Raw genomic sequence first — 24358 nt, forward strand, 5'->3', positions numbered from 1 at the left:
GTATTAAAAATGGTTCATATCAATCATTCATCAAGGACAGACCACTTTAATATACGAGAATGAATTTGCAAGTATGAAAATGAACGTTTTATTACCTAAAATAATATCTTTGTGCTTTATTAAATTAAAATCAAATACAAGATGAAAGTATCCATTTTTCATATTTTTCTTTTGTTTTTATGTTTGCCATCTATTTGTTTTTCGCAAATCACTGAACGAAAACAGCCTCAGGAGTGGAAATATCTAGTTAAAGGATCACGCTTTATTGACCGTTTTTTGCCAATGAAAGGGAATGATCTTTCTTCGGACACATGGGGGGTTAAAGGAGTTATTCCTCGTTATGTTGATAATGGAATAGAAGATCGTATATGGTCGTTTTGGGGAGGAAATATAATAAAAGGGGAAGATGGAAAATATCATCTATTTGTTTGTGGATGGTTGGAGAGTTCTCCTAAAGGTCACTCTGAATGGCCTCATTCCAACGTATTCAATGCGGTTAGTGATACTCCCACAGGCCCTTTCATCTTACGTAACTTGATAGGTAAGGGACACAACCCTGAAGCGTTTCGTTTAAAAGACGGGCGATATGTGATTTATGTAATTGACGGGCGATATGTATCTGATAATATCAATGGCCCTTGGGAATATGGCAAATTCGAGTTTAATCCCAGAGACAGGGCAATTATTGAAGGATTGTCCAACCTTTCATTTGCACAGCGTGAAGATGGTTCTTACATTATGGTTTGCCGGGGAGGAGGTATCTGGATAAGTCAAACAGGTCTCTCAGAGTATAGCCAAATTACCGACAAACGTGTTTATCCAGACGTAGATGGACGTTTCGAAGACCCGGTTATCTGGCGTGATAACGTTCAGTATCATATGATTGTTAATGATTGGTTGGGACGTATAGCTTATTATCTTCGTTCAAAAGACGGGATTAATTGGGTTATCGATCCGGGCGCAGCATATGCACCAGGTATTGCTGTACACAAAGATGGTAAGAAGGAGGATTGGTTTAAATATGAAAGGCTTAAAATATTTCAAGATAACTATGGACGAGCCATACAGGCAAACTTTGCAGTAATCGACACTCTTAAAGGAGAAGATAAACCCTTCGATAACCATAGCTCCAAAAATATTGCTATTCCTTTGAATCCGGGCTTACTTTTAACAATGCTTGATAATAAGCCTATTGACAAGCACACTAAGACCATTCGTTTACTAATTCAGGCTGAGCAAGGATTTAATCCCCAAACAGATATTGATTTTCAGTCACTACGCTTTGGTGCTTCCTCTGAAGTAAATTTCGGACGTGGATCTAAAGTATTAAAGGTGGATAATAAAGAGAACGATTTGATCGTGACATTTGATGCAAAAGGGAATGGAATCACTAAGGACGAATTTGCTCCCAAGCTTATAGGGAAAACGAAATCCGGAGAGTTGCTTTACGGCTATGCTCGTTTACCCTATACTAATTATGTGGAACCTATATTGTCGGCTCGCGCTCCTCACTTCCAACTCGAGAATAAAAAATGGTATTGTAATATTGAGATTCAAAACTTTGGGCAAGTGGCTTCATCTGATGCTAAATTGAAGATAGAAACAGTAAAGATGGGCAAAAAGAAACAAATTGTTTGGGGACAAATATCGTCTCTTAAGCCGTATGAAAAGATCACGTCGCGATTCCTTTGTAGCAAATTAGCCGAAGATGATCTGAACTCTGAATTTGTAATTACCATCTATTCAAAGAATAAAATAGTATCCGTATTTACAATTTTACCGAACAACAATAACTAAGATTAGCTTTGCTTTCGGGCAGAGCCTCTTTTTTGAACTATCCGGAAATACCGGATAGTTCAAAAAAGAGGCAAGCTACTACCTACAATGAAAGGACTGAATCAAGATTATAATATATAATAATTGATAAGCTTATTCTTCTATCAAGAAAAGCAAATTAGTTCTTTAATAATTCTCCTCCACAAACTTAGTCAGTAAACGCCCTACGAAATCAACAGAGCCGGCAATCTCTGTATCAGTAAGGTATTCATTATACTTCTTCTCTATCTGAATGGATTCTGAACCCACCTTCAGAGAAATCTTATACATACGTTCTTCAAAAGTACAATCAAGGAAATAAGTAAATGCCTTCTCCACAGACAACACCTTTTTGACATAGTCTGCATTAAAATAGACTCCTTCCATATAAAAGTACTCAGATGGAATCGATTTAATACTCTCAATTTCATCATGTTGTCCCAATACCCATCTATCGACCCGATCAAACAGTGACTCATAAGTAGCAAACGCAGTATCAATAGCTTTGACCAGTGCGTAGATAGATTTCACCTGTATCTCTTGTGCAGCACTGATGGAAAACAAAGGCATTTCTTTTGACTCCCTCAGCTTTAAGTTCAGCTTCTTACTCCAATCATTACTTTCCTCTATATCTTCCCCTTTGGCAGCTTTGATGCATAGTTCCAATGCATGTTCAAGCAAAGTCTCCATATAACCAACGAAAGGAACTATCTGCTCCAAAGTAGCCGTGGCACCATCCGATGGTGTAAGTCCCACAGCAATATCACATTGATGAAGTATGTTTAAGTAATTACTTTTATCACTCGCTTGCACTATAATCATTGGATAGCCGTGCCGAAGAAGAACATAGTTGACAAGCAAACGGGCAATACGTCCATTGCCATCCTCAAACGGATGGATGCGGATATACCGATAATGGAACACCGTTGCAAGTTCCAACGGAGACAGTTCCCCTTTCTGCTCCTCTTCATTGTACCAAGCGACCAATGAAGTCATAAGAGCCGACGTCTCTTCAGGAGAAGCATAATCGAAAATCTCGCCTGTTGCTGTAATCACCGAATTAGGACGAGATTTATACTCACCAACTTTAACCTCCATCCGAGTCTTTTGACCATCCGGAGTAGTGGCATCTTTCCAATAATTCTGCTTCAGAATCGTTCTATTCAGCTCTCGTATAAACGATTCAGTAAGCGGTCTTTCCTTGTCCACAGCATACTCTTTCATTATCTCCAGTCCCACATTGTGAGCTTTCATCTCTTCCAGATCTTTCATCTCCGCATTACCCGACACCTGACCAAATATCAATAATTGCAGAGTTTGTCCGTACGACAACGTATTCCCCTCCAGATGGTTAGAATTAAAATTAAACTCTAATTTAAACTTATCATCAAGCCTCTTCTTTGTCTCCGCAGATAAAGGTTTTAATGCCTCAAGTTCAGAAAATAATTGCTCTAACCGTCTCATACAAACAAGGTATTATTTTATACTTCAATTACACATCAAATATACACTAAACTATTTTCAAGTCTATAATTCAAGGTGAATTTTATTTCAAGGACTTCATTAAGTATTTGGGTGATTCAATATATCCCTGCCTAAAATCAAAGCCGGAGGTCCAAAGAAATTAGTGTACCTTTAAATTCAAACGGTAAATCGTATGTCTTTGTTTTGGCACCAGTTGCTCCTTTAGCGCAGAATAGTATCGCTCGATTACTTACCATACGAAACATGGATCCATCTGAAAGAGCGGATATAACATTGTCGAGGCCTAAGCCGGCATTATGTGCATTGCTTTTTGACGTAGTTCCTATTTTAATTGATTCAGATAATGCCTTCTTATCATCTTGAATGTCTGAATAAGCATTCTCCATTGTATTAGCTATGCCTACTCCAAAGTCACATATTGCTACATGCATCATCCTCCTTGTTTCATCATAATGGATGTGTGAAAAGGCAATTTTATCAGCTTCAGAATGGTCGAAGACATTAAAATAGAACTCATCTAAGTTTGATGTTAACTGCAAAAAGTCAATCTTGGGAAATTTGTTGGTAAAATAGCGATGAACATTCTTCTCATATTCTTCAAATCCGCCTTCAGTCACATTCCATAAATTTAATTTGGAATCCTCATTTAAATCCTGATTACCAGCCTCCATTTTCCAATAGAAAGCGAGACTTATATCTCCTTGGATAAACTTTTTTAATTCCTTATTACGGATATTCAGTAAGATCAAATACCCATTCTTTCTTATTGTCTCCATAAAGCAAGAAAGAAGTGCTATATGAAAAGAAGAAATATTTCTCTTAGATACAGCTTGATGAAAAGTAATTTTGACATAGCAATCCGGAGAAGAAGATTTTCTTAAATATTTCATCCACGAGCTAATGCTCTCTACCCATTCTCCTTTGTCTGTGCTAGTTAAGTTATAAGTCCTTTTAATTAAGTGTTCCATATCAATTATCCTTTATCGCTACTAATCGAGTAAAAAAACAGACAAGGTATTTCCTTCCTATTCTGTTCTATTATAGTAATTCCTTGTTGTAGCGCCAATAAAATCGCAACAGCGGTAAAGGTAATGATAAAAAATTAATCAGTCAGCCGATTTTCAAACAAATAGTCAATATTCTATTGATATTATTTTATCACATTCAAGACTCTTTCTATACATCGTAATCTCATTTCTTGCAAATTTACGATCAGAAAGTGAATTTGCAAGAAAGTAACTATCCCCGTTTCTCTTTCCACAACAGCCAAATTATCCCTAATGCCGAAAGAAACATTTGAGCCATCACCCAGTTCCATCCCCCTAGTTGCCAGCAAAGTATTCCGGCTAATGTGCCCAGCGCTCCACCGGTGAAGAATAGAGACATGTAGATGGTGTTAATCCTGCTGTGCGAAGAAGGATCGAGCGTATACATCAAGGCTACGTTACTCACCTGAATAGACTGAGCGCCAATATCGAGCAACAGAACTCCAACAACCATGGCCACAACCGAATGCTGCCCAAACCACATCATCAAGATACTGGCCAAGACAAGACCAACAGCCACGAAGCGAACCTTTGTGACTCCGCCCTTATCAGTCTTTCTTCTCCATGCTTTTAGAAGATAGATTCTCCTTTGTCTATGCTAGTAGTTAAAGTATAAGATTCTTTGATTTCTTTAATGGTCTACTTTTGCCAGAAAAAAGTTATCGTTTTATTGGTAGATAGTAGAAGTATAGTTATCTTTGTACTAAGTTTAAGTCTATGATTTAAAGAAAAGAGGTAACATGCAAATGAAAGTCAAAGAGGTGATTGCTCTATTAGAGGAAAACGGATGGGAATATAAGAGGACAAAAGGCGATCATCGAATTTATTATAAGCTTGGTGCAAGAAGGCCAATCCCAATACCAGGGAAATTAAATGATGAATTAAAAGATGGAACGTTGGGTTCTATTTTGAGGGAAGCGGGGCTAAAAGATTAACCCCCATCTAAAAAAAACAGGCATATATGGATATATACAAAAAAACTGATGAAGATGAAAACAATTAAAGTGGTTATTGAGAGAGCCGATAAAAACTATTCAGCTTATTTAGATGGCATTGATGGAATTGTGACAACTGGTAAAACTGTAGATGAAATTAAGAGTAACATGTACGAAGCCATCGATGCGTTGGTTGAAGAATGCACTGAATTAGGATGCAATGTACCAGAAGAATTGCAAGGAGATTTTGAACTTGTATTTCAAATGGATGTAAAATCATTATTAGATTTTTATACCGGCATATTCTCTAAGGCAGGATTAGAACGTATTACAGGTATTAATCAAAAACAATTATGGCATTATTCATCCGGAAACAGAAAACCCCGCCCGGAACAGGCTCTTAAGCTCGAATCAGCCCTCCATAAATTAGGCAAAGAGCTTTTGTCTATTAATCTATAATACTTTGTATAATTTAGGGAAAGCCTTTTAGATTTAATTCTCAAAGGCTTTCTTAGTTTCTATGTGGATGGTACGCCCACTCGTAAAATCATGTGGAATGACTTTCTAATAACTAATCTTTCTAACCTTCACCTCGCAAGCTTCTTCCGCCGCCCTATAAAGATCCAAAACATATTCGGAGAGTTCGCCATCCTGCACGTTGTTCGGCTCCAGCTTCAAAAAATCACTCTTCGGTATGTGCTCCACATTCGACAATCGATGATAAGTATCTGCATAGCGTGCGCTCACTCCATCATAATTGCAATAGTACGCAAATAATTGATCCATTCTTGCCCAGGTCAAATTTTGACCGGTCTCTACCCTGTAAAGTGTTTGTGTTGACATTTTCATATCGGAGGCAACGTGCTCCTGAGTTAAATGCAAATCGGCTAATGCCACTTCTCTAATCTGCCTCAGAAAAAGGCCACTATGCACTAAAAACTTGTTATATACCATTCTAAGTTTAGTTGTTTTGACAAAAATATTTTTAACAGCTGGCAAAGATAAAAAAGAAATACATGCGCGCACCCTACACGCGTGTCGTAAAATGAGGGTTTGCCACCATAAACGATCATTTTCCTACACGCGTGTAGGGCGGAAGATAAAATATTGTTCATAGATTTGCAGCATAATTAAACAACAGAATAACATCATGAGAAAAGGAGAAGATTTTCATTATCAGCAAGTTATGTTTCGTGCGGCATGCATCCGAAAAGAGAAAATGGTCACAATGGAAGAGGCTATTCAACTGGCCGAAAAGATAGAAGTTCTCTTTACTTGCATGCTTAGTGGCGAGGCTGAATTTTCGTATATGCGGCAAGATGGAGGGGTGGAAGAAACAAGAGGTACATTGACAAACTACCAGAAAGTTTTCAAACGTCCGTGCGTTTCTTATCCGGAAAATGTGTTTATGCTCTACTATGATTTAAAGGCTGAACGATGGCGCACTTTTCATGTGGCTTTCTTGCTATAATGTAAAGATAAACAACCATGAGCTACAGGCCTTCTGAGAGGGGTTTGGTGAATTAACTAGTTCACCACGCTGAACTAACTAGATCAGCACGCTGAGTTAACTACTTCACCACGCTGAACTTATATGATCGTTTTTAAAACACCTATTTGTAAACAATAAATAACAATATCATCATGGCAAGACCCGAAAAAAGAGGGTTAGAATACTTTCCCTTAGACGTGGACTTTATGCGAGATATCAAAGTGCGACGCATCAATCGCAAGCATGGGGCTCTCGGAGTAATCGTCATCATCGAACTGTACAGCAGAATTTATCACAAAAATGGCTACTATCTGAGGTGGGACGAGGATACTTGTTTCGATATCTTCGAGGAATTGAACAATGAAAACCCTGAACAGATACAAGCGATTGTAGATTCTTGCTTGCAGGTGGGACTTTTTCATGCCGAACTCTACGAGACTCAACATGTACTCACCTCCAACGGAGTGCAACGTCGCTACAAAGCTTGCTGCGCTCGCAGAGGTCTCGTACGAATAGCTCCGGAGTTCAACCTCATCGAATGTCCTCAGGAGGAAGAAGTCCCTACAGCAAGCACTTCTACAGAGGTGGAAGCAGTGGAAATGCCAGAGTTATTTCCTACAGAAATGGAGTTAATGCATACAGAAACTGAGTTAATGTATACAGAAACCGAGTTATTGTGTACAGAAACACCACAAACAAAACAAAACAAAACAAAAGCAAACAAAACAGAAATAAACCTCCCCCATACCCCCTCCCAAAACGGAGGGGGCAACGAGAAAATGACGCTTGAGCGGTTGAAAGATTATTTTGCTCCTCCCGACTATGCCTTGGACAAGAAAACGCACAACTACGACGGCCTGCTGGAGCGGCTTTACGCCATCGGGGTGTGCTGTCGCGTCGAGGTAGAAGCCATTCTCCGGCTCTCCCGCTATGGCGAGATAGGGCATCCGGTGTGGGGCATCATCGTGCATGGTAAGTGGGCAGGCGAAAAGAAGCCCATCACCGCTCCGGCCAAATACATCATCAAAGTGCTACTCAACTTCCAAAAATCGACCAACTCATGAGCACAGATACACCCCTGCCCCACTACGGGGCCATGACCAGAGACGAGTTGGCGGAGCTTTACTTGCCACATGTGCAGATTGCTACTGCCCGCCGCACGCTCCATCGTTGGATTGCCCGCAATGTTGCTTTGCAAGAGGCACTTGCTGCCACGGGTTACAGCATACGGTCGCCACTACTCACCCCGGCACAGGTGGAACTGATGTTGAAGCATCTTGGGTTGCCTTGATGGGGTAAGGAAGGAAGATCGGCTATTTGGCAGCAGCCCATTCTATGGGAACATTTCTGAATTCAATGGAACAGCTTCCGCCGCTGTGATTAACCTTGACATTTACCAAATCAAGGTATTTCAAATTGGCATCAACATCCCCGTACTCCAACGCAAGCTTAACCGGAATATCACGAGGCAAATCGGCGGCTTCCGAACCACTCGTGCCTTTACAAGTATTGCCGGAGCTATCATACGCTTTATCCGGATAAAAGTTTAAGTGATCAGTGTTATTGCTATTCTTGACAGTAAAAACCAATGACACTGAGCGAGATCCGGGATCTCCGACACAACTAACAAAGTTCACCGAGACTCCAAGTTTTAAGGGACAGAACACCTTAGTTGCGGCAGGAGTAGCACTTTCAACCTGTGCCGAAGCAGGTTGCACATCCCATTGTATGGGGATATTGTGAAATTCAATAGACTCACTCCCACCATTTACATTGGCTCTTACTTTTATTAATTCTAATTGCGTCAATGCCACATTTACATTTTTATATTCCAAAGTCGCTTTTATGGGTATCCCTCGAGGCAAATCGATGGCCTTTGAATCATACCCGCCCTCAAAAGCATTTCCCGACTTATCGTATGCTTTATCCGGGCTCATATTTATGAAATTCAGATTATTATTGTTTTTAACGGTGAAAATCAATTCGATTAAACCTGTATTGGACTCACCATAGCATCCTACCAACTGCGCAGAGATAGCTTTTAGCAAAGTAGGCACAACAACAAACGGTTCATCAGTCATATTAATGCCGGTGGTAGCTTCACCCAATTTACCCAGAAAAGAGCCAAACTTCGATTTTTTCTTTTTATCGGGTTGCTTCTGTTCTACCGGATTATCTTGCGCTTTTAGAGAAAAGAAATTGCCATTAACAAGCAACATTGCCATAAAGCAAATTAATAAGAATTTTTTCATAATATAATTTATTTAATTGAATCAATTTCACTATTTGGCATCATACTCTTCCTGGGTGATTTCTACGAGTTTGGCGAAGTTCTCCATTCCGGCTACAGTCTTGAGGATTTTCCATGTACCAATAGCCTCGCATTTAACACCTGCCGTGAGAGGTATTCTGGCAGTCATTGCCACCGCTTTCGAGTTTTGAATATCTGCTCCTTCCCCATCTACAGCTTTGAAATAAAAGAACAGGTGCCTTTCCTTAATATCCTTCTTTATATCCAGATTAAAGACTAAGTTCAAACCATAAGTATTGATGTCTTTTACTTTAACAGATTCTACAGCAAATGCTTGATCTTTTAGTCCTTCAAAAGGAATCGATTTGTCTGTTAAGTCATTCGTCTTAGCAAACTCTTTAATCTCTTCTTCATATTTTTCATGCAGTATCAGGTTCTCTTTGTCAAGTTTGAATGTTTCTTGCATATCAGTGCATTTCTTAATCGCCTCTTCCTTATCAGCAATTTCATTCTGATACTTCTTAGCCAATGAAGGCAGTTCACCCAAATATTCATTATTAGTAAAATGACCACCGCAACTCTGAAGAAGTACAACGATAGTAAAAATAACCAAGGATAGTAAAGTAATTGTTTTTTTCATAGCATATCATTTTTTTAATTATGCTACAAAGCTAATCATGAAAAGCTCTTTTTATCTAACAAATTAGAGCGAATATGTCTCAATTGATCAATTGATACATATTCGTTTTCCGTAGAAAAGGAACAATTATTTAAACTATTTTGCTAATTTTGCCCTATAACGAGATTTTTACGATCTCTTTTTTGCTTAACCACCTTTTATCTCTAACTATGCGTACTCTAAAAACGGCTATATTGGTCGCCTTACTACTTATCGTGATCATTAATAAGTGTGATGCGATAAATCAGAAGCATACGCATCTTACCGATATCAACACACCTATTTTAACTCTGCAAAAGGAACTGGAGACAGCTAGAAGAACAAAAAAGTGGGACAATCATCTGAAATACACGATGAAGCTAATAAAGTATTATCGTGATCAATCAGATTATGTAAACGCTCACAAGATCTATACAACTTCGGCAAACTTATACAAAAAGATATCACAGACAGAGAATGAAAAGATATTATATGACTGGGCATTTGAGATTTATGAACCCATAGGAGACAGTCTGCGTGCTCTCAGAGATATAAGAAGAGCAATTCTTTTATCAAAGAACAGCAAAGACGATGCGTGGCTGGCGGAGCATTATAATAACATGGGGCGGTTTTATATGATGTACAAAAAGTATAAGGCAGCGCTCGTTTATTTAGACAGTTCCTTAGTGCTCAATTCAACGTTGAGAAATATCAACCGCATGGGCATCAATGAGTTGAATAAAGGAGATTGCTACGTACAACTTAAAGAATACAATCAATCAAAAAAGAATTTCAATAGGGCGATTACTCATTTTACAACGACCTCTTTTTTCATCGGACTGGGTTTTACATACAGCAGTTTATTAGAGGTTTTCACTAACCAAAGAGAGAAAGCAGAAGCAAAAAGATGCGCCATAAAAGCAATGTATTGGGCCGATAAAGCTAAATATCATTGTGTCTTTGAGCAATTATACCCTGCACTATCGGCCTATTACACCCTTGTGCAGAAGCCTGATAGCAGTTCGTACTATCAAAAGGAACACACGGACTTAATGGATAGCATCTACAATATCAGAACGGTGAAGCAGATCACCCGGCAAGAGATGAAGGCGAAAGAAGAGGAGCTGAATTTCTGGATTAATAAAAATACAACGGCTGAAAAAAGGATGATAGAGAGCCAGAATTCGGGCAGAGACGCTCTCTATTGGTTCACAACACTTGCGACAGCTCTCGCATTCATCTTCTTTCTTCTTCTCATAAAAAGGAACGCTCGAAAGAAAAAGGACGAAGCAGTGGAAGATAAAACGGAGGAAAGCCCTCCCAAAGATCTTGTGCCGGAAGAACAGGATATTAGTCTGGCAGAAGCACTCAGAGCGTTGATGCAAACGGAGAAACTGTTTTTGAATGAGAAGTTCTCTCTCAACGATGCTGCCAACAAGCTGAACACCAATAAGACCTATCTTTCAAAAGCGATTAACTCTGTGCACAAGAAGCGTTTCTCAACGCTGATCAACGAGTATCGGATAGAGGAATCAATGAAACTCCTGTCCGCAGAAGAATTTAACTACCTAAGCATAGAGGGCATTGCCTCTGCCGTTGGCTTTTCTTCAAAGTCAAGCTTTAATCGTACTTTTAAAGATTATGTCGGGGTCACTCCAAGCGAATTTAAGATGAGTAAATAGGCTGTGATCTCAGCGCTATATATTACATCAAGACAGCCACATGTCAGCTCAAAAGAATCTTTTCTGTGTTTGGAACACGAAGATTTTATTTATTATCTTCATATCCTAAACTATTGAAATAAGATAGTTGGAGGATAAAAAAAGATGTTTTCTATTGGCGCAATATAACTAATTAGTTATATTTGCGGCATGGAATTAGCAACAGAAGGCAAAACCACCGATATAAGAACCATCTTCAAGACAAAAGAGTTTGAAAAGTTCTATGACGACTTGAATGATAAAGTTAAGAATAAGTTTGAGTATACGTTTGAGCTAGTACAAACCGTTTATGCTTTACCTACAAAATACGTAAAACATTTAGAGGGAACAGAATTATACGAAATGCGTATATCAGTTGGTTCTAATGAATATAGAACAGTACTGTTTGCAATTGATAACAGCAACGTCATACAATCAACAAAAATAATCTTGCTCAATGGCTTCTTGAAAAAATCCACTAAAGATTATGACAAGCAAATAGACAGAGCAATACAAATCTTAAAAAGTTTAGCATTATGATAAAGTTAGATGAAAAAAAATTAGTGAAGTTCAAGACAACAAACCAGTTGCTTGACGAAAAATACGGAGAACATGGTACGCCAACTCGTGAGGACTTTAATGAAAAAACCATGGCGTGGTATTACGGAGAAATACTACGTGACAGGCGTAAAGAACTTAAACTTACTCAAAAACAATTAGCCCAAAAGATAGGTAAGGAACAAAGTTACATAGCCCGTGTAGAAAAAGGAGAAGCAGATATTCAACTATCAAGCTTCTTTCGCATCGCTCGTGCACTGGGCATTGAGTTTACACCTACATTTATTTAATAAGAACATGGTATACCAAGATGGCCGAATATCCCTTTTGAATTAAAAGAGTTCTTTCTGTGAAGGTGCAAGAATATGTTCCATAAACTCAACGATCTTGTATGACTTGTTTTCGTAGGCTTTGTATTGGTGGTTATAGCGCTTTACGATTTTCAGCTTCACTCGTATGGCATCACCTTTCCCAAAACGTTCCCCCTCGTCTATCTTTTGCATGAGCGCACCATCTTTAACTATCATTGGAATTTTGAACCCATTGAACATAAATTGCCAACGGCTACCTAGTTCAAAATTAAGTCCTATTATGGTTAAAACAGTCTCAACAACTTCCGTCTGTTCATCAGGCATTAAAGCTTCGCTGTCAAAATCGCTATAGATATAGTCATGAAACTCTTCTTTCTTAAATGTTATCGGAGTTAGTTTATCGTCAACATTGACGCTAAGCCCTGTTACAGTTGGGTCAGCATCAGAAGCTTCAATAGATTTGGAGATAGCCTCTCTTGTACTTCTTTGGTTATATACATTAACGATCGTTTTATTAATAATTATCGTGCTTTTGCTCTTCTTATCTTCAATAGAAATAGCTGCTTTCTCTTCCTCATTATCAGCAGGCTTCCCTTTCAGCTTTTTATATGCTTTATATACACCTCCGATAACCGCAGCTAAAGCAGCTAAATATTCTATAGAATCCTTTGAGAAAACTTGTTTTAACAGGCTTTCTACGACAGAAACATCAATAATGAAAGATCCTTTTTCAATTGCATTAACTCTTAATTCTATTGTCATCGCTCCACCACTAAGCTCTTTATTGGCTTCTGTTATTACTGTCTGATAATGGATTAATACGTTAATTAAGGTATTAGCGTCGATCTGATGTTCCTGACCTTCAAATTTTATTTGCATGCTCTTTTTTCTCATTGCCTTTAGTACTACAAATAAAGATAAAAATACTCGGAAAAACAAAGGTTTGGAATACGAAGATTTTATTTATCATCATCATACTCCAAACATTGAAACAAGATAGCCGGAAAATAAAAGAAACAAGTTGCGTAAGTTTAAAATAAAAACTAAATTTACAACAGAAATCTAACCATCTAATAATATGAAAACAAAATGCACCTTACTCTTTATGCTAGTGATTGCTCTCGTGCAATTATCTTTTGCTAGTTCGAGTGGTAAAAAAGCTTCCGGGTCGATGCCGCTTAAGCCTCGAATCGTTATTTTAACCGATATTGCTCCCGGAGATATAGAGCCGGATGATATGGAGTCTATGATTCGGCTGCTAGTTCATGCCGATCAAGTTGAAATAGAAGCTTTAATCGCCTCAGGTGGATGGAATAGTAGTGGCCGCGCCTATCCGGTGTCTTGGATGAACATTCTGGATACAGTAATCACGGCTTACGGGGAGGATCTACCCAACCTGATGAAACGCTCGGAACAGAGAGTTTTTTTATCTGTGGCGAAAGAAAACGGGCAGCAAAGAATAGGATACTGGCCGAGTACGGACTATTTAAAAAGCCGTGCGATGCTAGGCAGCTTGAATCTGGGCTATGAAGAGATTGGAGAAAAGAATGATTCTCCGGGAAGTGATTTCATCATTAAACTAGTCGATCAAGAGGACGCTCGTCCGCTATGGATTGCCGTTTGGGGAGGGGCAAATACCTTGGCACAGGCTATCTGGAAGGTAAAGAAAGAGCGTAGCAAAGAGGAGTTAAAAACCTTTCTGAACAAATTGTGCGTTTACACGATAACCGATCAAGACGTTCCTTGGGCAGAGCGGCATAGCAATTATTCGTTCAGCTCACATCAATGGATGCGCGGTGAGTTTGAAAAAGATCTGCTGTTTATCTGGGATGAAAGTGCATGGCTTTCTCAATGCGAAATCGGAGCGAAAAACTGGAGTGAATATGCAGCGAAGATTCAAAATCAGGGCAACCTGGGACGTATTTATCCGAAATATAAGTATGGCGTTGAAGGCGATACTCCCTCATTTCTCCATGTAATACCAAATGGGTTGAACGACCCGACGATGCCGAATCAAGTGGGTTGGGGAGGATATTTTGAATGGGGATTAGGTATGGATAAAGAGACTTATTCTTATACAAACTACGCTGGAAAGGCTAAAGATATTTCAGCTAAATATGAGGCTTACTTTTATCCGGCAATCTTCAACAATTTCGCAGCCCGAATGGGTTGGGCCAAAGAGGGTAAAGGGAATCGCAATCCGATAGTCATCATTAATAAGAATAAGAATATCGACATCATAAAAATAAGTTCCAAGCAAGGAACGAGGATTGTTTTGGACGCTTCAAAATCTTATGATCCGGATGGTGATCAATTGACTTTTAAATGGTGGATGATGCCAGAGGCTGGTACCTATGAAGGAGATATAACGATCCAAAACAAGATGACAAGCCGTGCTACGGTGCTAGTGCCGTCGGATGCAGCAGGAAAAACGCTTCATGTGATTTGCGAAGTAACGGACAACGGTACGCCTCATCTGACCAGTTATCGTAGAATAATTGTACAACCGATAAAATAAAAGGATACTGCAATACACTCCTATTCCTATTCAAACAGACCAAAACATCTTTATACCAGTTGGCACACATTCGCGTATAGGCTTTTGGCGGTAGTTCTATCTTTGTATTCGTAATCGATTACAAGTATAAGTAAACAAATTGTAGAACTTAAAAATTAGAACTATGCCTTTATTTTACAAACCGATGCAGAGTAATATTGCATCAAAAGACGGGAACAAAAAATGGTATCCACTACTGGTGAGGGTGGGTAATATGGTCACTACTCAGAAGATTGGCGAGATGATTGCCGAAAAGGCTTCTCTAACACCGGGTGATGTGCACAGTGTGATTCGCAACTTAATGACGGTGATGCGCGAGCAGTTGCTCAACAGTCGTTCGGTGAAGCTCGACGGACTGGGCACGTTCACTGTGATGGCCAACTCGACCAAGAAGGGGGTGAACAAATCTGAAGATGTGGCTCCTACACAGATCGTAAGGTTGCGCGTGAACTTCAGACCGGAATATACCAGAGCGGCCGGAACAGGGAGTCCAACAAGAGCGCTCTACAGCGGAGTGGAGTATGAACGCTGGGGCGTTACCGAGGAGACTAAGACTCCCACAGAGGATGGTGATGACAATGGGCATAAACCTAAAGATCCAACCGCATGAGAATAAATAAATCGGCATGGAGCTTTGTGCTCAAGGTGATTATTGCAGTGGCGAGTGCGGTAGCGGGTGTGTTTGGTTCGCAAACATTGATGTAGACACGTAGGCGTGAGTAAAAAGAAAGTGGTTAAAGGTCATCATAAGATGATGCTTTAACCACTTTTGTTGTTTTATATAGATTTTGCTAGTGAGCCGGACTTAAGCTTTCTTCAAAGCGGCAATGCTCTCTTTCAACGAGTTGATGATGCTCTCGGCATCGGCTTGTTTCTTACGTTCCATATCGAGAACGGCAGCGGGGGCATTACCCACAAACTTTTCATTGCTAAGCTTTTTCATTACACCTTGCAAGAAGCCTTCTTTGTGTTTCAGCTCGGCTTCCATACGGGTAATCTCGGCCTCAACATCAATCATATTGCCCAATGGTACTGCATATTCAGTGGTTCCTATCATGAAGGAAGCAGCACCGTCCGGCTTTACTTCTACGGAAGTAATGGAGGTAAGGTTACACATCTTGATGATAACAGCGCTGAAGTCTGCTACAGGATTGCCGCCCACTACTTGCAGTTCGAGGGCTTCTTTCTGTGCAATGTTCTTCTGCATACGAATGGTACGGATGTTACTAATCACCTCTTTCACCGTTTCAAATTGCTGTACAAAAGGAGTGTCAATATAGGTATCCATAGACAGGTACTGAACCATAATGCTTTCGCCTTCTTCGCGGGGGTACATCTGTTGCCAGAGTTCTTCGGTGATGAAAGGCATAAACGGATGAAGAAGTTTCAACAGGTTATCTAAGTAACAGATGGTTGCATCGTACACCGTAGTACTAATGGGTTGCCCGTAAGCGGGTTTAATCATCTCGAGATACCACGAAGAGAACTCATCCCAGAAGAGTTTGTAAACGGCCATCAGGGCTTCGCTCAAGCGGTATTTGGTAAAGAGGTCGGCCATCTCGGCGGCAACTTCGTTTTGCTTGGAGTCAAACCAGTGAATGGCCAGCTTAGAGGCTTCCGGAATCTCCACTGTTGCATCTACTTCCCAACCTTTGATCAATCGGAAGGCATTCCAGATCTTATTATTGAAGTTACGTCCTTGTTCGCAAAGGGCATCATCAAAAAGAATATCGTTTCCGGCTGGTGCGGCAAGCATCATACCCATACGTACGCCGTCGGCGCCAAACTGTGAGATGAGGTCGAGCGGATCGGGAGAGTTACCAAGTGATTTGGACATCTTGCGACCTTGTTTATCGCGTACGATACCGGTAAAGTAAACGTTCTTAAACGGCATCTTGCCTTCGTATTCGTATCCGGCCATGATCATGCGGGCTACCCAGAAGAAGATGATATCGGGGCCGGTCACAAGATCGCTTGTGGGGTAGTAATAGTTGATCTCTTCGTTGCCGGGGTTGTTGATGCCATCGAACAAGGAGATGGGCCACAACCAGGAAGAGAACCAAGTGTCGAGGCAGTCTTCATCCTGACGAAGATCGGCCATTGTGAGAGAGGCGTTTCCGGTTTTCTCTTGTGCCAATTGGAGTGCTTCGGCTTCGGTCGCTCCTACCACGTAGCCTCCTTCGGGAAGGAAGTAGGCTGGTATGCGGTGTCCCCACCATAACTGGCGACTGATGCACCAGTCTTTAATGTTCTCCATCCAGTGGCGGTAGGTGTTTTTATATTTAGCCGGATAGAACTTGATATCGTCGTTCATCACAGGTTCAAGGGCGATCTTGGCAAGGTTCTCCATCTTCAGGAACCATTGCATAGAGAGTTTGGGCTCAATCACCACGTTGGTACGTTCGGAATAGCCTACCTTATTGGTATAGGCTTCTACCTTCTCCAAGAGATCGGCAGCCGCTAGGTCTTTCTCTATCTGCTTGCGCACGTCAAAGCGATCTTGGCCAACATAGAGTCCGGCAGCTTCGCTCAGTGTTCCGTTATCATTGAAGATGTCGATGGTCGGAAGGTTGTACTTCTCGCCAAGCATATAGTCGTTCACATCATGCGCAGGAGTTACCTTGAGGCAACCGGTACCAAACTCGATGTCCACATAGTCATCTTCGATCACCGGAATAACACGGTTAACCAGCGGAACAATCACTTTCTTTCCTTTGAGGTGCTCGTTCTTTGGGTCGTTGGGGTTGATACACATCGCTGTATCGCCCATAATGGTTTCGGGACGAGTAGTTGCCACAACGGCATATCCGTCTTCGCCCTCAATCTTATAGCGTAAGTAGAACAACTTGCTATGCTCTTCTTTGTAGATCACTTCTTCATCGGACAGAGCGGTGAGGGCTTGTGGATCCCAGTTGACCATGCGCACGCCTCGATAAATCAATCCTTTCTTGTAAAGGTCGACAAAGACTTTGAGCACACTTTCGCTACGCACCTCGTCCATGGTGAAGGCTGTGCGATCCCAATCACACGAGGCACCGAGCTTGCGAAGTTGTTTCAAGATGATGCCACCATGCTCGTCTGTCCACTCCCAAGCATGCTTCAGGAATTCATCACGAGTAAGATCGGTTTTCTTAATGCCCTGAGCCGCCAAGCGGTTCACTACCTTTGCTTCGGTAGCAATGGAAGCGTGATCTGTTCCGGGTACCCAGCAGGCATTCTTGCCTTCCATGCGGGCACGGCGAACGAGAATATCTTGAATGGTATTATTTAGCATGTGTCCCATGTGCAACACACCAGTTACGTTAGGTGGAGGGATGACGACAGTATAGGGTTCACGGCCATCGGGTTTAGAACTGAATAACTTATGCTGCATCCAATACTGGTACCACTTTTCCTCTACGTCAGCGGGGCTGTACTTACTTGCTAATTCCATTTTAAATATATCTGTTAATGATTAATTGCGACTAAATGAATTTACTACACACCATATAGGGTGTAATGGGCGCAAAATTAATAAATAAAACATCAAATCTTGCCACTCGGAACCTGTTTCTGTAGTCTGAAAAGCAATTTAAACCTTCTTCTCTCTCCCCTCCTCTCTTCTCTCTCCTTCATTATCTGTACTTTGAAAAGTAATTTAAAGCCTGCATCTATAGCGATTATGCGAAATAATTGCATATTTTTGTCCCTACAATAGTGTTTAAGGATTAGATGAAGCGAAGCCAAATAATACGATATGTTTTCTTAGTTCTACTTTTATTGACGGTATGGGTTACGCAGCATACTCCGGCAATGGGCGAAGGATATGCACGCTTGGTCTATCCTGTCATTGCGCTTTGCCTCTCTTCGTTCTCTCGGTTTGTCCCCTTTTCCTTTGGTGATCTGTTTATCACGCTGAGCGTTACAGGAGTGATCTTGTATCCCATATACGGGCGCTACAAGAAGGTGCGGTGGATAAAGATTCTGCTGCGTGACGTGGAGTATCTGCTTTGGGTGTACGCTTGGTTCTACCTGACTTGGGGATTGAATTATTCGCAAAAGAATTTCTATCAACGCACGGGAACGGAGTACGTAAAGTATAGTACGGAGACTTTCAGGGAGTTCACAAAGGAGTATGTTCAAAACTTAAATGAGGCGTATGTGCCTGTAGATGCTATAGACAAAGTGGTGACGGCCAAAGAAATTAGCTTGGGGTATAACAGGATGTATGATTCCTTGGGGGTGAACCGACCGTTTACTTCTGCACCAAAAGTGAAAGCAATGATGTTCAGCTGGGCCAGTTCGGCGGTGGGGATAACAGGATACATGGGACCGTTCTTTTGCGAGTTTAACCTGAACAAGAACTTGCTTCCTGTAGATTATCCGTCAACCTATGCGCATGAATTGGCACACTTCTGGGGCATCACCGGTGAAGCGGAGGCCAACTTTTATGCTTATCAAATCTGCACCCAGTCGACCAACGCGAAGGTGCGATTTAGTGGGTATTTCTCGGTATTCAACCACGTGATGAGAAATGCGAAAGGGTTATTGGCGGAAGCGGATTATAAGGAGTTGGTGGACAGCGTGCGGCCTGAGATAAAAGAGTTGGCAGAGAAGAATTACCAACACTGGATGGCAATGTACAGTCCGCTGATAGGCAATGTGCAAGACTGGGTATACGACCTCTACCTGAAGGGGAACAAGATTTCCAGTGGGCGGAAGAATTACTCGGAGGTAGTGGGATTGCTGATCTCCTGGAACGAGAAAACAAAAATTGAAGATCTTAGAAGAATCATTATTAAAAATAAATATGCACACTAGAGAAGAAAAGATGGAGGCCTACGGGCGTTTCCTCGACATACTGGACGAGCTGAGGGTGAAGTGTCCTTGGGACAAAAAACAGACAAACGAGAGTCTGCGCCCGAATACGATTGAAGAGACTTACGAGCTTTGTGACGCACTGATGCGTGATGACAAGAAGGAAATATGCAAGGAGTTGGGCGATGTGTTGCTGCATGTGGCTTTCTATGCGAAGATTGGTTCGGAAACGGGCGATTTTGATATGAAGGATGTGTGCGATCGCTTGTGCGAGAAGCTGATTTATCGCCACCCGCACGTGTTTGGTGAGGTAAAGGTGGAAACGGCCGGACAGGTATCCGACAATTGGGAACAGTTGAAACTAAAAGAGAAGGATGGCAACAAGAGTGTGCTGAGCGGAGTGCCTGCTGCCCTACCCTCACTGATCAAAGCATACAGAATGCAGGACAAAGCCCGGCATGTTGGGTTCGACTGGCAGGAGAAAGAGCAAGTGTGGGACAAGGTGAAAGAGGAGTTCGATGAATTGCAGGTAGAGATTGCCGACATGGATAAGGATAAGGCTGAAGCTGAATTTGGCGATCTATTCTTTAGCATCATCAACGCTGCACGCCTTTACGGCATCAATCCGGATAATGCGCTGGAACGCACTAATCAAAAATTCCTCCGCCGCTTCAACTATCTGGAAGAGCACACCATCAAAGTGGGAAACAATCTGAAAGATATGACGCTCGAAGAGATGGACGTTATCTGGAATGAAGCAAAAAAATTGGGGCTATAAGCATAGTCCCAATTTTAAGAATTATATCGTGTAAGCTTATTGGCTCACTCTACCTGAGAAGTTAATGCCACCAGCTGATACATCCTGATCTTTATCGAATAGTGGGGCATACACGCCATCCGGTAGATCATGGAGTACGAAATTATTGCAGCGTCGAGCAGCGATTACTTTATCGGTCAGTGCAGTATTAATGGCCGAAGCAGCCATATCAACAAGCGCACCAAGCAAACCGGCATTACTTGTTGAGTTAAGACTAGTATCTACGACAAGTGTACCTTTGCGATTAAACAGTATCTCGTTACTGGTTGTCGACTTCAGTATGTATTCTACTTCTACGGTAATGGTGTTGCCTAAAGTAGACTTGCTCCACTGGTTAATTACAGTGAACAATGCTACATCGGCACCAAAAACTTTCTTGAAAGATGCCAGATTACCATCAAGGTACAGTTCGCTATCATAAGCGCTCTCATTTTTCAATAAGTCCATGGCCAAGAACGGAGAGATAACATAATATCCTTTTTCGCAAAGAGGAACCATCATGGAAGTGTAGAAGTATTCTTTCGCCTCAACGTTAACGGTTTTATTAATAGGAGGCATCACCAAGATAGTAGTCGGTTTATCGGAATACATCTTTGGATAGCTCTTACCACGCGTTAAATTGCTGGTAGTGCCACATGAAGCAAACAGTGTTGCTATGAGTGCAAAGTAGATGATCTTTTTCATTTTGAGAATTGATTAATGAGACGATCCATAAAAGTGGTCGATTCGGGATAAAGCTCTTTCTCTTTTTGAAGCATGGCAAGACCTTCATCTTTCTTGCCGTTCTGAAGTAGGAAATAGCCATACTCGGCACAAATGCCCGGAGGAACAACCCGACGAGAACCCTTTGGCCTGTTAATCATATCTTCATAGGTCTTAATCAATTCTGCTTTGGCCTCAGGAGTCTGCTTCTTATAATATTTGTAGGACGCATCTACATAATTGTCCCATCCGTATAGGGTTGTGGTAGTGGTGCATGAGGTGAAAGCCGTAGCTATCAGGAGCAAGAAAAGATACTTTCTCATGGCAATGTGATCTTTTTGGTTTCTTGAGTAGAGAGAAACAGTGTACGTTCAAAAAGAGTTCTACCATTCTGCTTCACCACCACATGGCGTTTTCCGGTAGCTATGGCGTAAGTGTTTCCTTTTACAGTAAACTTCTTCTCCTTCACAACCTTTGCTTCAAACATCGTTGAACCATCAACAGTAACGCTAACCGGAGCTTTGTATTTATTCGCAGATACGAAATATAAGTATGCTTGATCGGACAATCCCTGAGTGGAAGCAACATTACCCACTTTACAACCTGTAAAGGAAAGGCACAGGCTTAGAAAAAAGCCCAGAATTAGTTTCATTTTCATTATTTAATCTCCTCTATAAAATAGTCCTGCAATTTTGTTCCGTCTATACTTCCTTCTTTGAGACTAACAATGGAATACTCTGTTTCGGGAGTATCTCCACCCACAGAAAGGACTTCCACTTTGCCTACCGTTTTGCCGGGTAGTTCAATATTAATTCCTGTTTGAGGATTCTTCACCGTTTTACCCTTTGTCTTCACGGCAAAAACATCTCCTGCTGAAATGCCTTGTGTTGCTCCGCCCGACACAATAATTCCGTCGGCATCATCAGAAAGGAAATAAGCTCTCCAAGGTTTATTGGTACACTTGTTAATGATATTCTCTACCAACTGAGAGATGGCTGCCGAAATAGCTTTGTCGCTCAGGGTAGCATCAAAATCAGCTCGCCCGCCAACACCCATTGTCGATTTCGTTTTCAGTTCGGCATCTCCTTTGGCTTCATCCGAATAGATGATCAACCCGGTAGATACATCCACCAAACGAATACTTACGGCAGCCTCTACCATCTGAGTTTTTGTGGTAGAAAAGATTTTCACATCACCGATGTTCTTACGTCCGAATTGAGTGATAGAGCCAATAATCATATAGTCGGCCCCGATTTTTTGGAAACCATCCGGAGAAGCACTGGCTTCAGCAAGAAGTTTACTCATATCGTTGCGCTCCAGAAGAAGAAACTTTCCGGAAGCAGCCAACTTAGCCGATAAGATATCGAGCGCCTGCTTACCCATCGGATCGTTTTCTTTGTCATAAAATAAACCCTTGGCATATTGAGTTTCATTAGAGAAACGCCCAATAGCCACTTTACGCTTTAGGGCTTTACCCGTATCCGTCTGCGATGTCGCAGATTCTACTTCAACAACTTTACGTTGTGCTTGTATTCCAGCGGCAAGACAAATGAACAATAGAATAAAAAAATACCTCTTCATACGTTTTTATTTTTAGAATAGTTATTACACTAACAAAATAAATATATAAATTCCATATATCCGAATCTTTCTAAGAAAAAGAGAGGAGAAGGCATAAAAAAAGCCGGAAATGCATTCCGGCTTTTTTATTTCGTAATATGAAGAGTTAATCTTTTCCTTTCGGCCCTTCTCCTTTTCTGTTCATTCCTTTTAATAACTCACGATGAAAGCGCATCTCGGCCCTTTGAATCAAGTATATCTTCCGAAAAGGTAAGATGCCCTTAAATCGCTGAAAATAAGACTTTTCAAGTTTATCGGAAGCAATTCGCAAATCGTATATTTTACTTATAATTTCATCATACTGAGCTTCCGTTGTTTTGGGGTCTTTACCCTTGCGAAACAGCTTCCATACGCGATCATTGAGATCTCTCTTTTTGTCTTGCAACTCAAAATAAACGGGAAAGAAAGCATTCGCTTCTTCATTCGTTAGGCCGGCATCTTCTGTAATAAAAGCTTGTTGTTTTGCTTTAAATTCATCAGGAGTAAGGCGCTGATCATTATCTTCTACTCCCCAAGCATGAGAGACAGACACACTAAATAAAAATAATAGAATAATCAGTTTTTTCATTTTATCTCAATCCGTTTCGTTATTTATTCTGCATCCGTTAGGTAAACATATAAAGAGTAATCATCCATCATCGAATGATCGAGTACTGCATCAATATATTGATCGGAAACAGGTTCTGTTGTCTCTGTTTCGGCGGCTATCGCTTTATCTTCTACTGATTTGTTGCCTGACGCAACTCTAATAATGAGGGCAGCTCCAATAAACATAGCTGCCATGTACAACCAAGGTTTTACTTTGTCCCATTTGGTAGGTTCCTTGAACGTAAACGCAGACTTCTCTTTTTCCGGAAGCTTATTCATCACCTCTGAAGTAAGATTCTCAAAGTAACCTTCGGGAACCGTAAAATGGTTATCCGTGCCCACTTTTCTCAATATTTTATCTTCTTCTTTCATTCTTTATCCTCCTTCTCTCTATCTATATTCTTTAGATACTCTATTACTTAAAAGGTTTAATCAGTTTCCTCTAAAAACTTTTCGATCTTCTTCACCGCATGGTGATAAGATGCTTTCAAAGCTCCCACAGATGTGCCGAGAATGTCCGACATCTCTTCATATTTCATTTCTTGATAATACTTCAAGTTAAAAACCAAGCGTTGTTTCTCGGGCAAAGAAAGAAGAGCTTTTTGAAGCAACAACTCAATATGATCGCCTGAAAAATAAGGATCACTTTCCAACTTCTGATCAAGCATAACCTCAGGATCATCAATATCTACAGTATTTGCCGCACGCTGTTTATTCAGGAAGGTAAGGCATTCATTGAACGCAATGCGATAGAGCCAGGTAGAAAGCTTTGCCTCCGCACGGAAGTAGTCAATATTAGTCCAAGCTTTAATAAATGTATTTTGAAGTATATCGTTAGCATCATCATGAGAAAGTACCATACGTCTGATCTGCCAATATAGCTGCTCGCTATATTCTGTCACAATCATTTCAAAGCCTTTTTTCTGGGTGCTTTCTTCTTGAAGAAGTGCCAGTACTTCTCGTTCACTATAAGAATTCATAGATTCAGCATTCTTCGCATGTCACATGTCATTTTACTAGTATCTT

The 24358-nt window shown here is 40.9% G+C and carries 29 protein-coding genes; 14 read left to right on the forward strand and 15 right to left on the reverse strand.

Translation table 11 applies throughout. The annotated features are described in order from the left end of the window. Positions 1-141 precede the first annotated feature (141 nt). Entirely contained in the window at positions 142-1797 is a 1656-nt protein-coding gene (locus BQ5338_RS03730) for a glycoside hydrolase family protein (protein WP_071145451.1), read from the forward strand. A gap of 165 nt (positions 1798-1962) precedes the next feature. Here BQ5338_RS03730 and BQ5338_RS03735 read toward each other — a convergent pair whose 3' ends face one another. From BQ5338_RS03735 to BQ5338_RS03745, 3 genes are all read right to left on the reverse strand, one after another. Continuing rightward, entirely contained in the window at positions 1963-3279 is a 1317-nt protein-coding gene (locus BQ5338_RS03735; protein WP_071145452.1) for a Fic family protein, read from the reverse strand. Between the two features lie 137 nt (positions 3280-3416). Further along, positions 3417-4268 carry a hypothetical protein gene (locus tag BQ5338_RS03740; protein WP_071145453.1) on the reverse strand — a complete coding sequence of 284 codons (852 nt, stop codon included), beginning with the start codon at positions 4266-4268 and terminating at the stop codon, positions 3417-3419. 271 nt (positions 4269-4539) lie between these two features. After that, positions 4540-4866, reverse strand: a complete 327-nt coding sequence (locus BQ5338_RS03745) for an MFS transporter (RefSeq protein WP_139265168.1) — start codon at positions 4864-4866, stop codon at positions 4540-4542. A 220-nt stretch (positions 4867-5086) separates the two neighbouring features. Here BQ5338_RS03745 and BQ5338_RS03750 point away from each other — a divergent pair, with 220 nt between their 5' ends. Further along, a complete protein-coding gene (locus tag BQ5338_RS03750) occupies positions 5087-5281 on the forward strand; it encodes a type II toxin-antitoxin system HicA family toxin (protein ID WP_205409929.1) in 195 nt (64 codons plus the stop codon). A gap of 54 nt (positions 5282-5335) precedes the next feature. Then, complete coding sequence (locus tag BQ5338_RS03755; RefSeq protein WP_071145867.1) at positions 5336-5740, forward strand: type II toxin-antitoxin system HicB family antitoxin; 405 nt, start codon at positions 5336-5338, stop codon at positions 5738-5740. A gap of 105 nt (positions 5741-5845) precedes the next feature. On the opposite strand, the gene BQ5338_RS16685 is transcribed toward BQ5338_RS03755, so the two are convergent. After that, entirely contained in the window at positions 5846-6067 is a 222-nt protein-coding gene (locus tag BQ5338_RS16685) for a hypothetical protein (RefSeq protein WP_139265169.1), read from the reverse strand. Positions 6068-6431: 364 nt separating this feature from the next. Between BQ5338_RS16685 and BQ5338_RS03765 the strand changes: the two genes are divergently transcribed. From BQ5338_RS03765 to BQ5338_RS03775, 3 genes are all read left to right on the forward strand, one after another. Beyond that, entirely contained in the window at positions 6432-6752 is a 321-nt protein-coding gene (locus tag BQ5338_RS03765) for an SH3 beta-barrel fold-containing protein (RefSeq protein WP_071145456.1), read from the forward strand. Between the two features lie 173 nt (positions 6753-6925). Further along, positions 6926-7837 carry a DUF4373 domain-containing protein gene (locus BQ5338_RS03770; RefSeq protein WP_071145457.1) on the forward strand — a complete coding sequence of 304 codons (912 nt, stop codon included), beginning with the start codon at positions 6926-6928 and terminating at the stop codon, positions 7835-7837. A 32-nt stretch (positions 7838-7869) separates the two neighbouring features. Next, positions 7870-8064 (forward strand): DUF4248 domain-containing protein, encoded by a 195-nt coding sequence (locus BQ5338_RS03775; RefSeq protein WP_071145458.1) that lies wholly within the window; start codon positions 7870-7872, stop codon positions 8062-8064. Between the two features lie 22 nt (positions 8065-8086). Here BQ5338_RS03775 and BQ5338_RS03780 read toward each other — a convergent pair whose 3' ends face one another. Both BQ5338_RS03780 and BQ5338_RS03785 read right to left on the reverse strand, forming a co-directional pair. Further along, entirely contained in the window at positions 8087-9025 is a 939-nt protein-coding gene (locus BQ5338_RS03780) for a hypothetical protein (protein WP_139265170.1), read from the reverse strand. 30 nt (positions 9026-9055) lie between these two features. After that, complete coding sequence (locus tag BQ5338_RS03785) at positions 9056-9664, reverse strand: hypothetical protein (RefSeq protein ID WP_071145460.1); 609 nt, start codon at positions 9662-9664, stop codon at positions 9056-9058. A 209-nt stretch (positions 9665-9873) separates the two neighbouring features. Here BQ5338_RS03785 and BQ5338_RS03790 point away from each other — a divergent pair, with 209 nt between their 5' ends. The 3 genes from BQ5338_RS03790 to BQ5338_RS03800 all read left to right on the forward strand — a co-directional run bounded on the left by BQ5338_RS03790 (position 9874) and on the right by BQ5338_RS03800 (position 12230). After that, the gene (locus tag BQ5338_RS03790; protein ID WP_071145461.1) at positions 9874-11364 is read left to right on the forward strand and encodes a helix-turn-helix transcriptional regulator; all 1491 of its coding nucleotides are present in this window, start codon (positions 9874-9876) and stop codon (positions 11362-11364) included. 189 nt (positions 11365-11553) lie between these two features. Then, on the forward strand, positions 11554-11922 hold the full coding sequence (locus BQ5338_RS03795; RefSeq protein ID WP_071145462.1) for a type II toxin-antitoxin system RelE/ParE family toxin: 369 nt from the start codon (positions 11554-11556) through the stop codon (positions 11920-11922). Next, positions 11919-12230 carry a helix-turn-helix domain-containing protein gene (locus BQ5338_RS03800; RefSeq protein WP_071145463.1) on the forward strand — a complete coding sequence of 104 codons (312 nt, stop codon included), beginning with the start codon at positions 11919-11921 and terminating at the stop codon, positions 12228-12230. The genes BQ5338_RS03795 and BQ5338_RS03800 overlap by 4 nt, the downstream gene beginning before the upstream one ends. A 42-nt stretch (positions 12231-12272) precedes the next feature. Here BQ5338_RS03800 and BQ5338_RS03805 read toward each other — a convergent pair whose 3' ends face one another. Further along, the gene (locus tag BQ5338_RS03805) at positions 12273-13145 is read right to left on the reverse strand and encodes an LAPAL motif-containing putative phage structural protein (RefSeq protein ID WP_139265171.1); all 873 of its coding nucleotides are present in this window, start codon (positions 13143-13145) and stop codon (positions 12273-12275) included. A 184-nt stretch (positions 13146-13329) separates the two neighbouring features. Here BQ5338_RS03805 and BQ5338_RS03810 point away from each other — a divergent pair, with 184 nt between their 5' ends. The 3 genes from BQ5338_RS03810 (at position 13330) to BQ5338_RS16805 (ending at position 15513) form a co-directional block, all read left to right on the forward strand. Next, positions 13330-14769 (forward strand): DUF1593 domain-containing protein, encoded by a 1440-nt coding sequence (locus tag BQ5338_RS03810; RefSeq protein WP_071145465.1) that lies wholly within the window; start codon positions 13330-13332, stop codon positions 14767-14769. 163 nt (positions 14770-14932) lie between these two features. Beyond that, complete coding sequence (locus tag BQ5338_RS03815; RefSeq protein ID WP_071145466.1) at positions 14933-15418, forward strand: HU family DNA-binding protein; 486 nt, start codon at positions 14933-14935, stop codon at positions 15416-15418. Then, positions 15415-15513 (forward strand): smalltalk protein, encoded by a 99-nt coding sequence (locus tag BQ5338_RS16805; RefSeq protein WP_394331121.1) that lies wholly within the window; start codon positions 15415-15417, stop codon positions 15511-15513. The genes BQ5338_RS03815 and BQ5338_RS16805 overlap by 4 nt, the downstream gene beginning before the upstream one ends. Positions 15514-15613: 100 nt before the next feature. Here the strand turns inward: BQ5338_RS16805 and BQ5338_RS03820 are convergent, their stop codons facing one another. Continuing rightward, positions 15614-18241, reverse strand: coding sequence for a valine--tRNA ligase (locus BQ5338_RS03820; protein WP_071145467.1), 2628 nt, complete (start codon positions 18239-18241; stop codon positions 15614-15616). Between the two features lie 278 nt (positions 18242-18519). Between BQ5338_RS03820 and BQ5338_RS03825 the strand changes: the two genes are divergently transcribed. Both BQ5338_RS03825 and mazG read left to right on the forward strand, forming a co-directional pair. After that, positions 18520-19608, forward strand: coding sequence for a DUF3810 domain-containing protein (locus BQ5338_RS03825; RefSeq protein ID WP_071145468.1), 1089 nt, complete (start codon positions 18520-18522; stop codon positions 19606-19608). Beyond that, positions 19598-20383: a nucleoside triphosphate pyrophosphohydrolase gene (gene mazG, locus BQ5338_RS03830; RefSeq protein ID WP_071145469.1), complete on the forward strand. Its 786-nt coding sequence runs from the start codon at positions 19598-19600 to the stop codon at positions 20381-20383. Before BQ5338_RS03825 ends, mazG begins: the two co-directional genes overlap by 11 nt. Positions 20384-20419: 36 nt before the next feature. Here mazG and BQ5338_RS03835 read toward each other — a convergent pair whose 3' ends face one another. From BQ5338_RS03835 to BQ5338_RS03865, 7 genes are all read right to left on the reverse strand, one after another. After that, entirely contained in the window at positions 20420-21106 is a 687-nt protein-coding gene (locus tag BQ5338_RS03835) for a GNA1162 family protein (protein ID WP_071145470.1), read from the reverse strand. Further along, a complete protein-coding gene (locus BQ5338_RS03840; RefSeq protein WP_071145471.1) occupies positions 21103-21447 on the reverse strand; it encodes a DUF4810 domain-containing protein in 345 nt (114 codons plus the stop codon). Before BQ5338_RS03840 ends, BQ5338_RS03835 begins: the two co-directional genes overlap by 4 nt. After that, complete coding sequence (locus BQ5338_RS03845; RefSeq protein WP_139265172.1) at positions 21444-21776, reverse strand: hypothetical protein; 333 nt, start codon at positions 21774-21776, stop codon at positions 21444-21446. Before BQ5338_RS03845 ends, BQ5338_RS03840 begins: the two co-directional genes overlap by 4 nt. Positions 21777-21781: 5 nt before the next feature. Then, positions 21782-22705, reverse strand: coding sequence for a CsgG/HfaB family protein (locus tag BQ5338_RS03850; RefSeq protein WP_071145473.1), 924 nt, complete (start codon positions 22703-22705; stop codon positions 21782-21784). Between the two features lie 145 nt (positions 22706-22850). Beyond that, positions 22851-23312, reverse strand: coding sequence for a hypothetical protein (locus BQ5338_RS03855; RefSeq protein ID WP_071145474.1), 462 nt, complete (start codon positions 23310-23312; stop codon positions 22851-22853). 23 nt (positions 23313-23335) lie between these two features. Continuing rightward, positions 23336-23704, reverse strand: a complete 369-nt coding sequence (locus tag BQ5338_RS03860; RefSeq protein ID WP_071145475.1) for a hypothetical protein — start codon at positions 23702-23704, stop codon at positions 23336-23338. 56 nt (positions 23705-23760) lie between these two features. Then, on the reverse strand, positions 23761-24312 hold the full coding sequence (locus tag BQ5338_RS03865) for an RNA polymerase sigma factor (RefSeq protein WP_071145476.1): 552 nt from the start codon (positions 24310-24312) through the stop codon (positions 23761-23763). Between the last annotated feature and the right edge of the window lie 46 nt (positions 24313-24358).

Origin of the sequence: Bacteroides ihuae, from assembly GCF_900104585.1 — a bacterium.
GTDB classification, from domain to species: Bacteria; Bacteroidota; Bacteroidia; order Bacteroidales; family Bacteroidaceae; genus Bacteroides; species Bacteroides ihuae.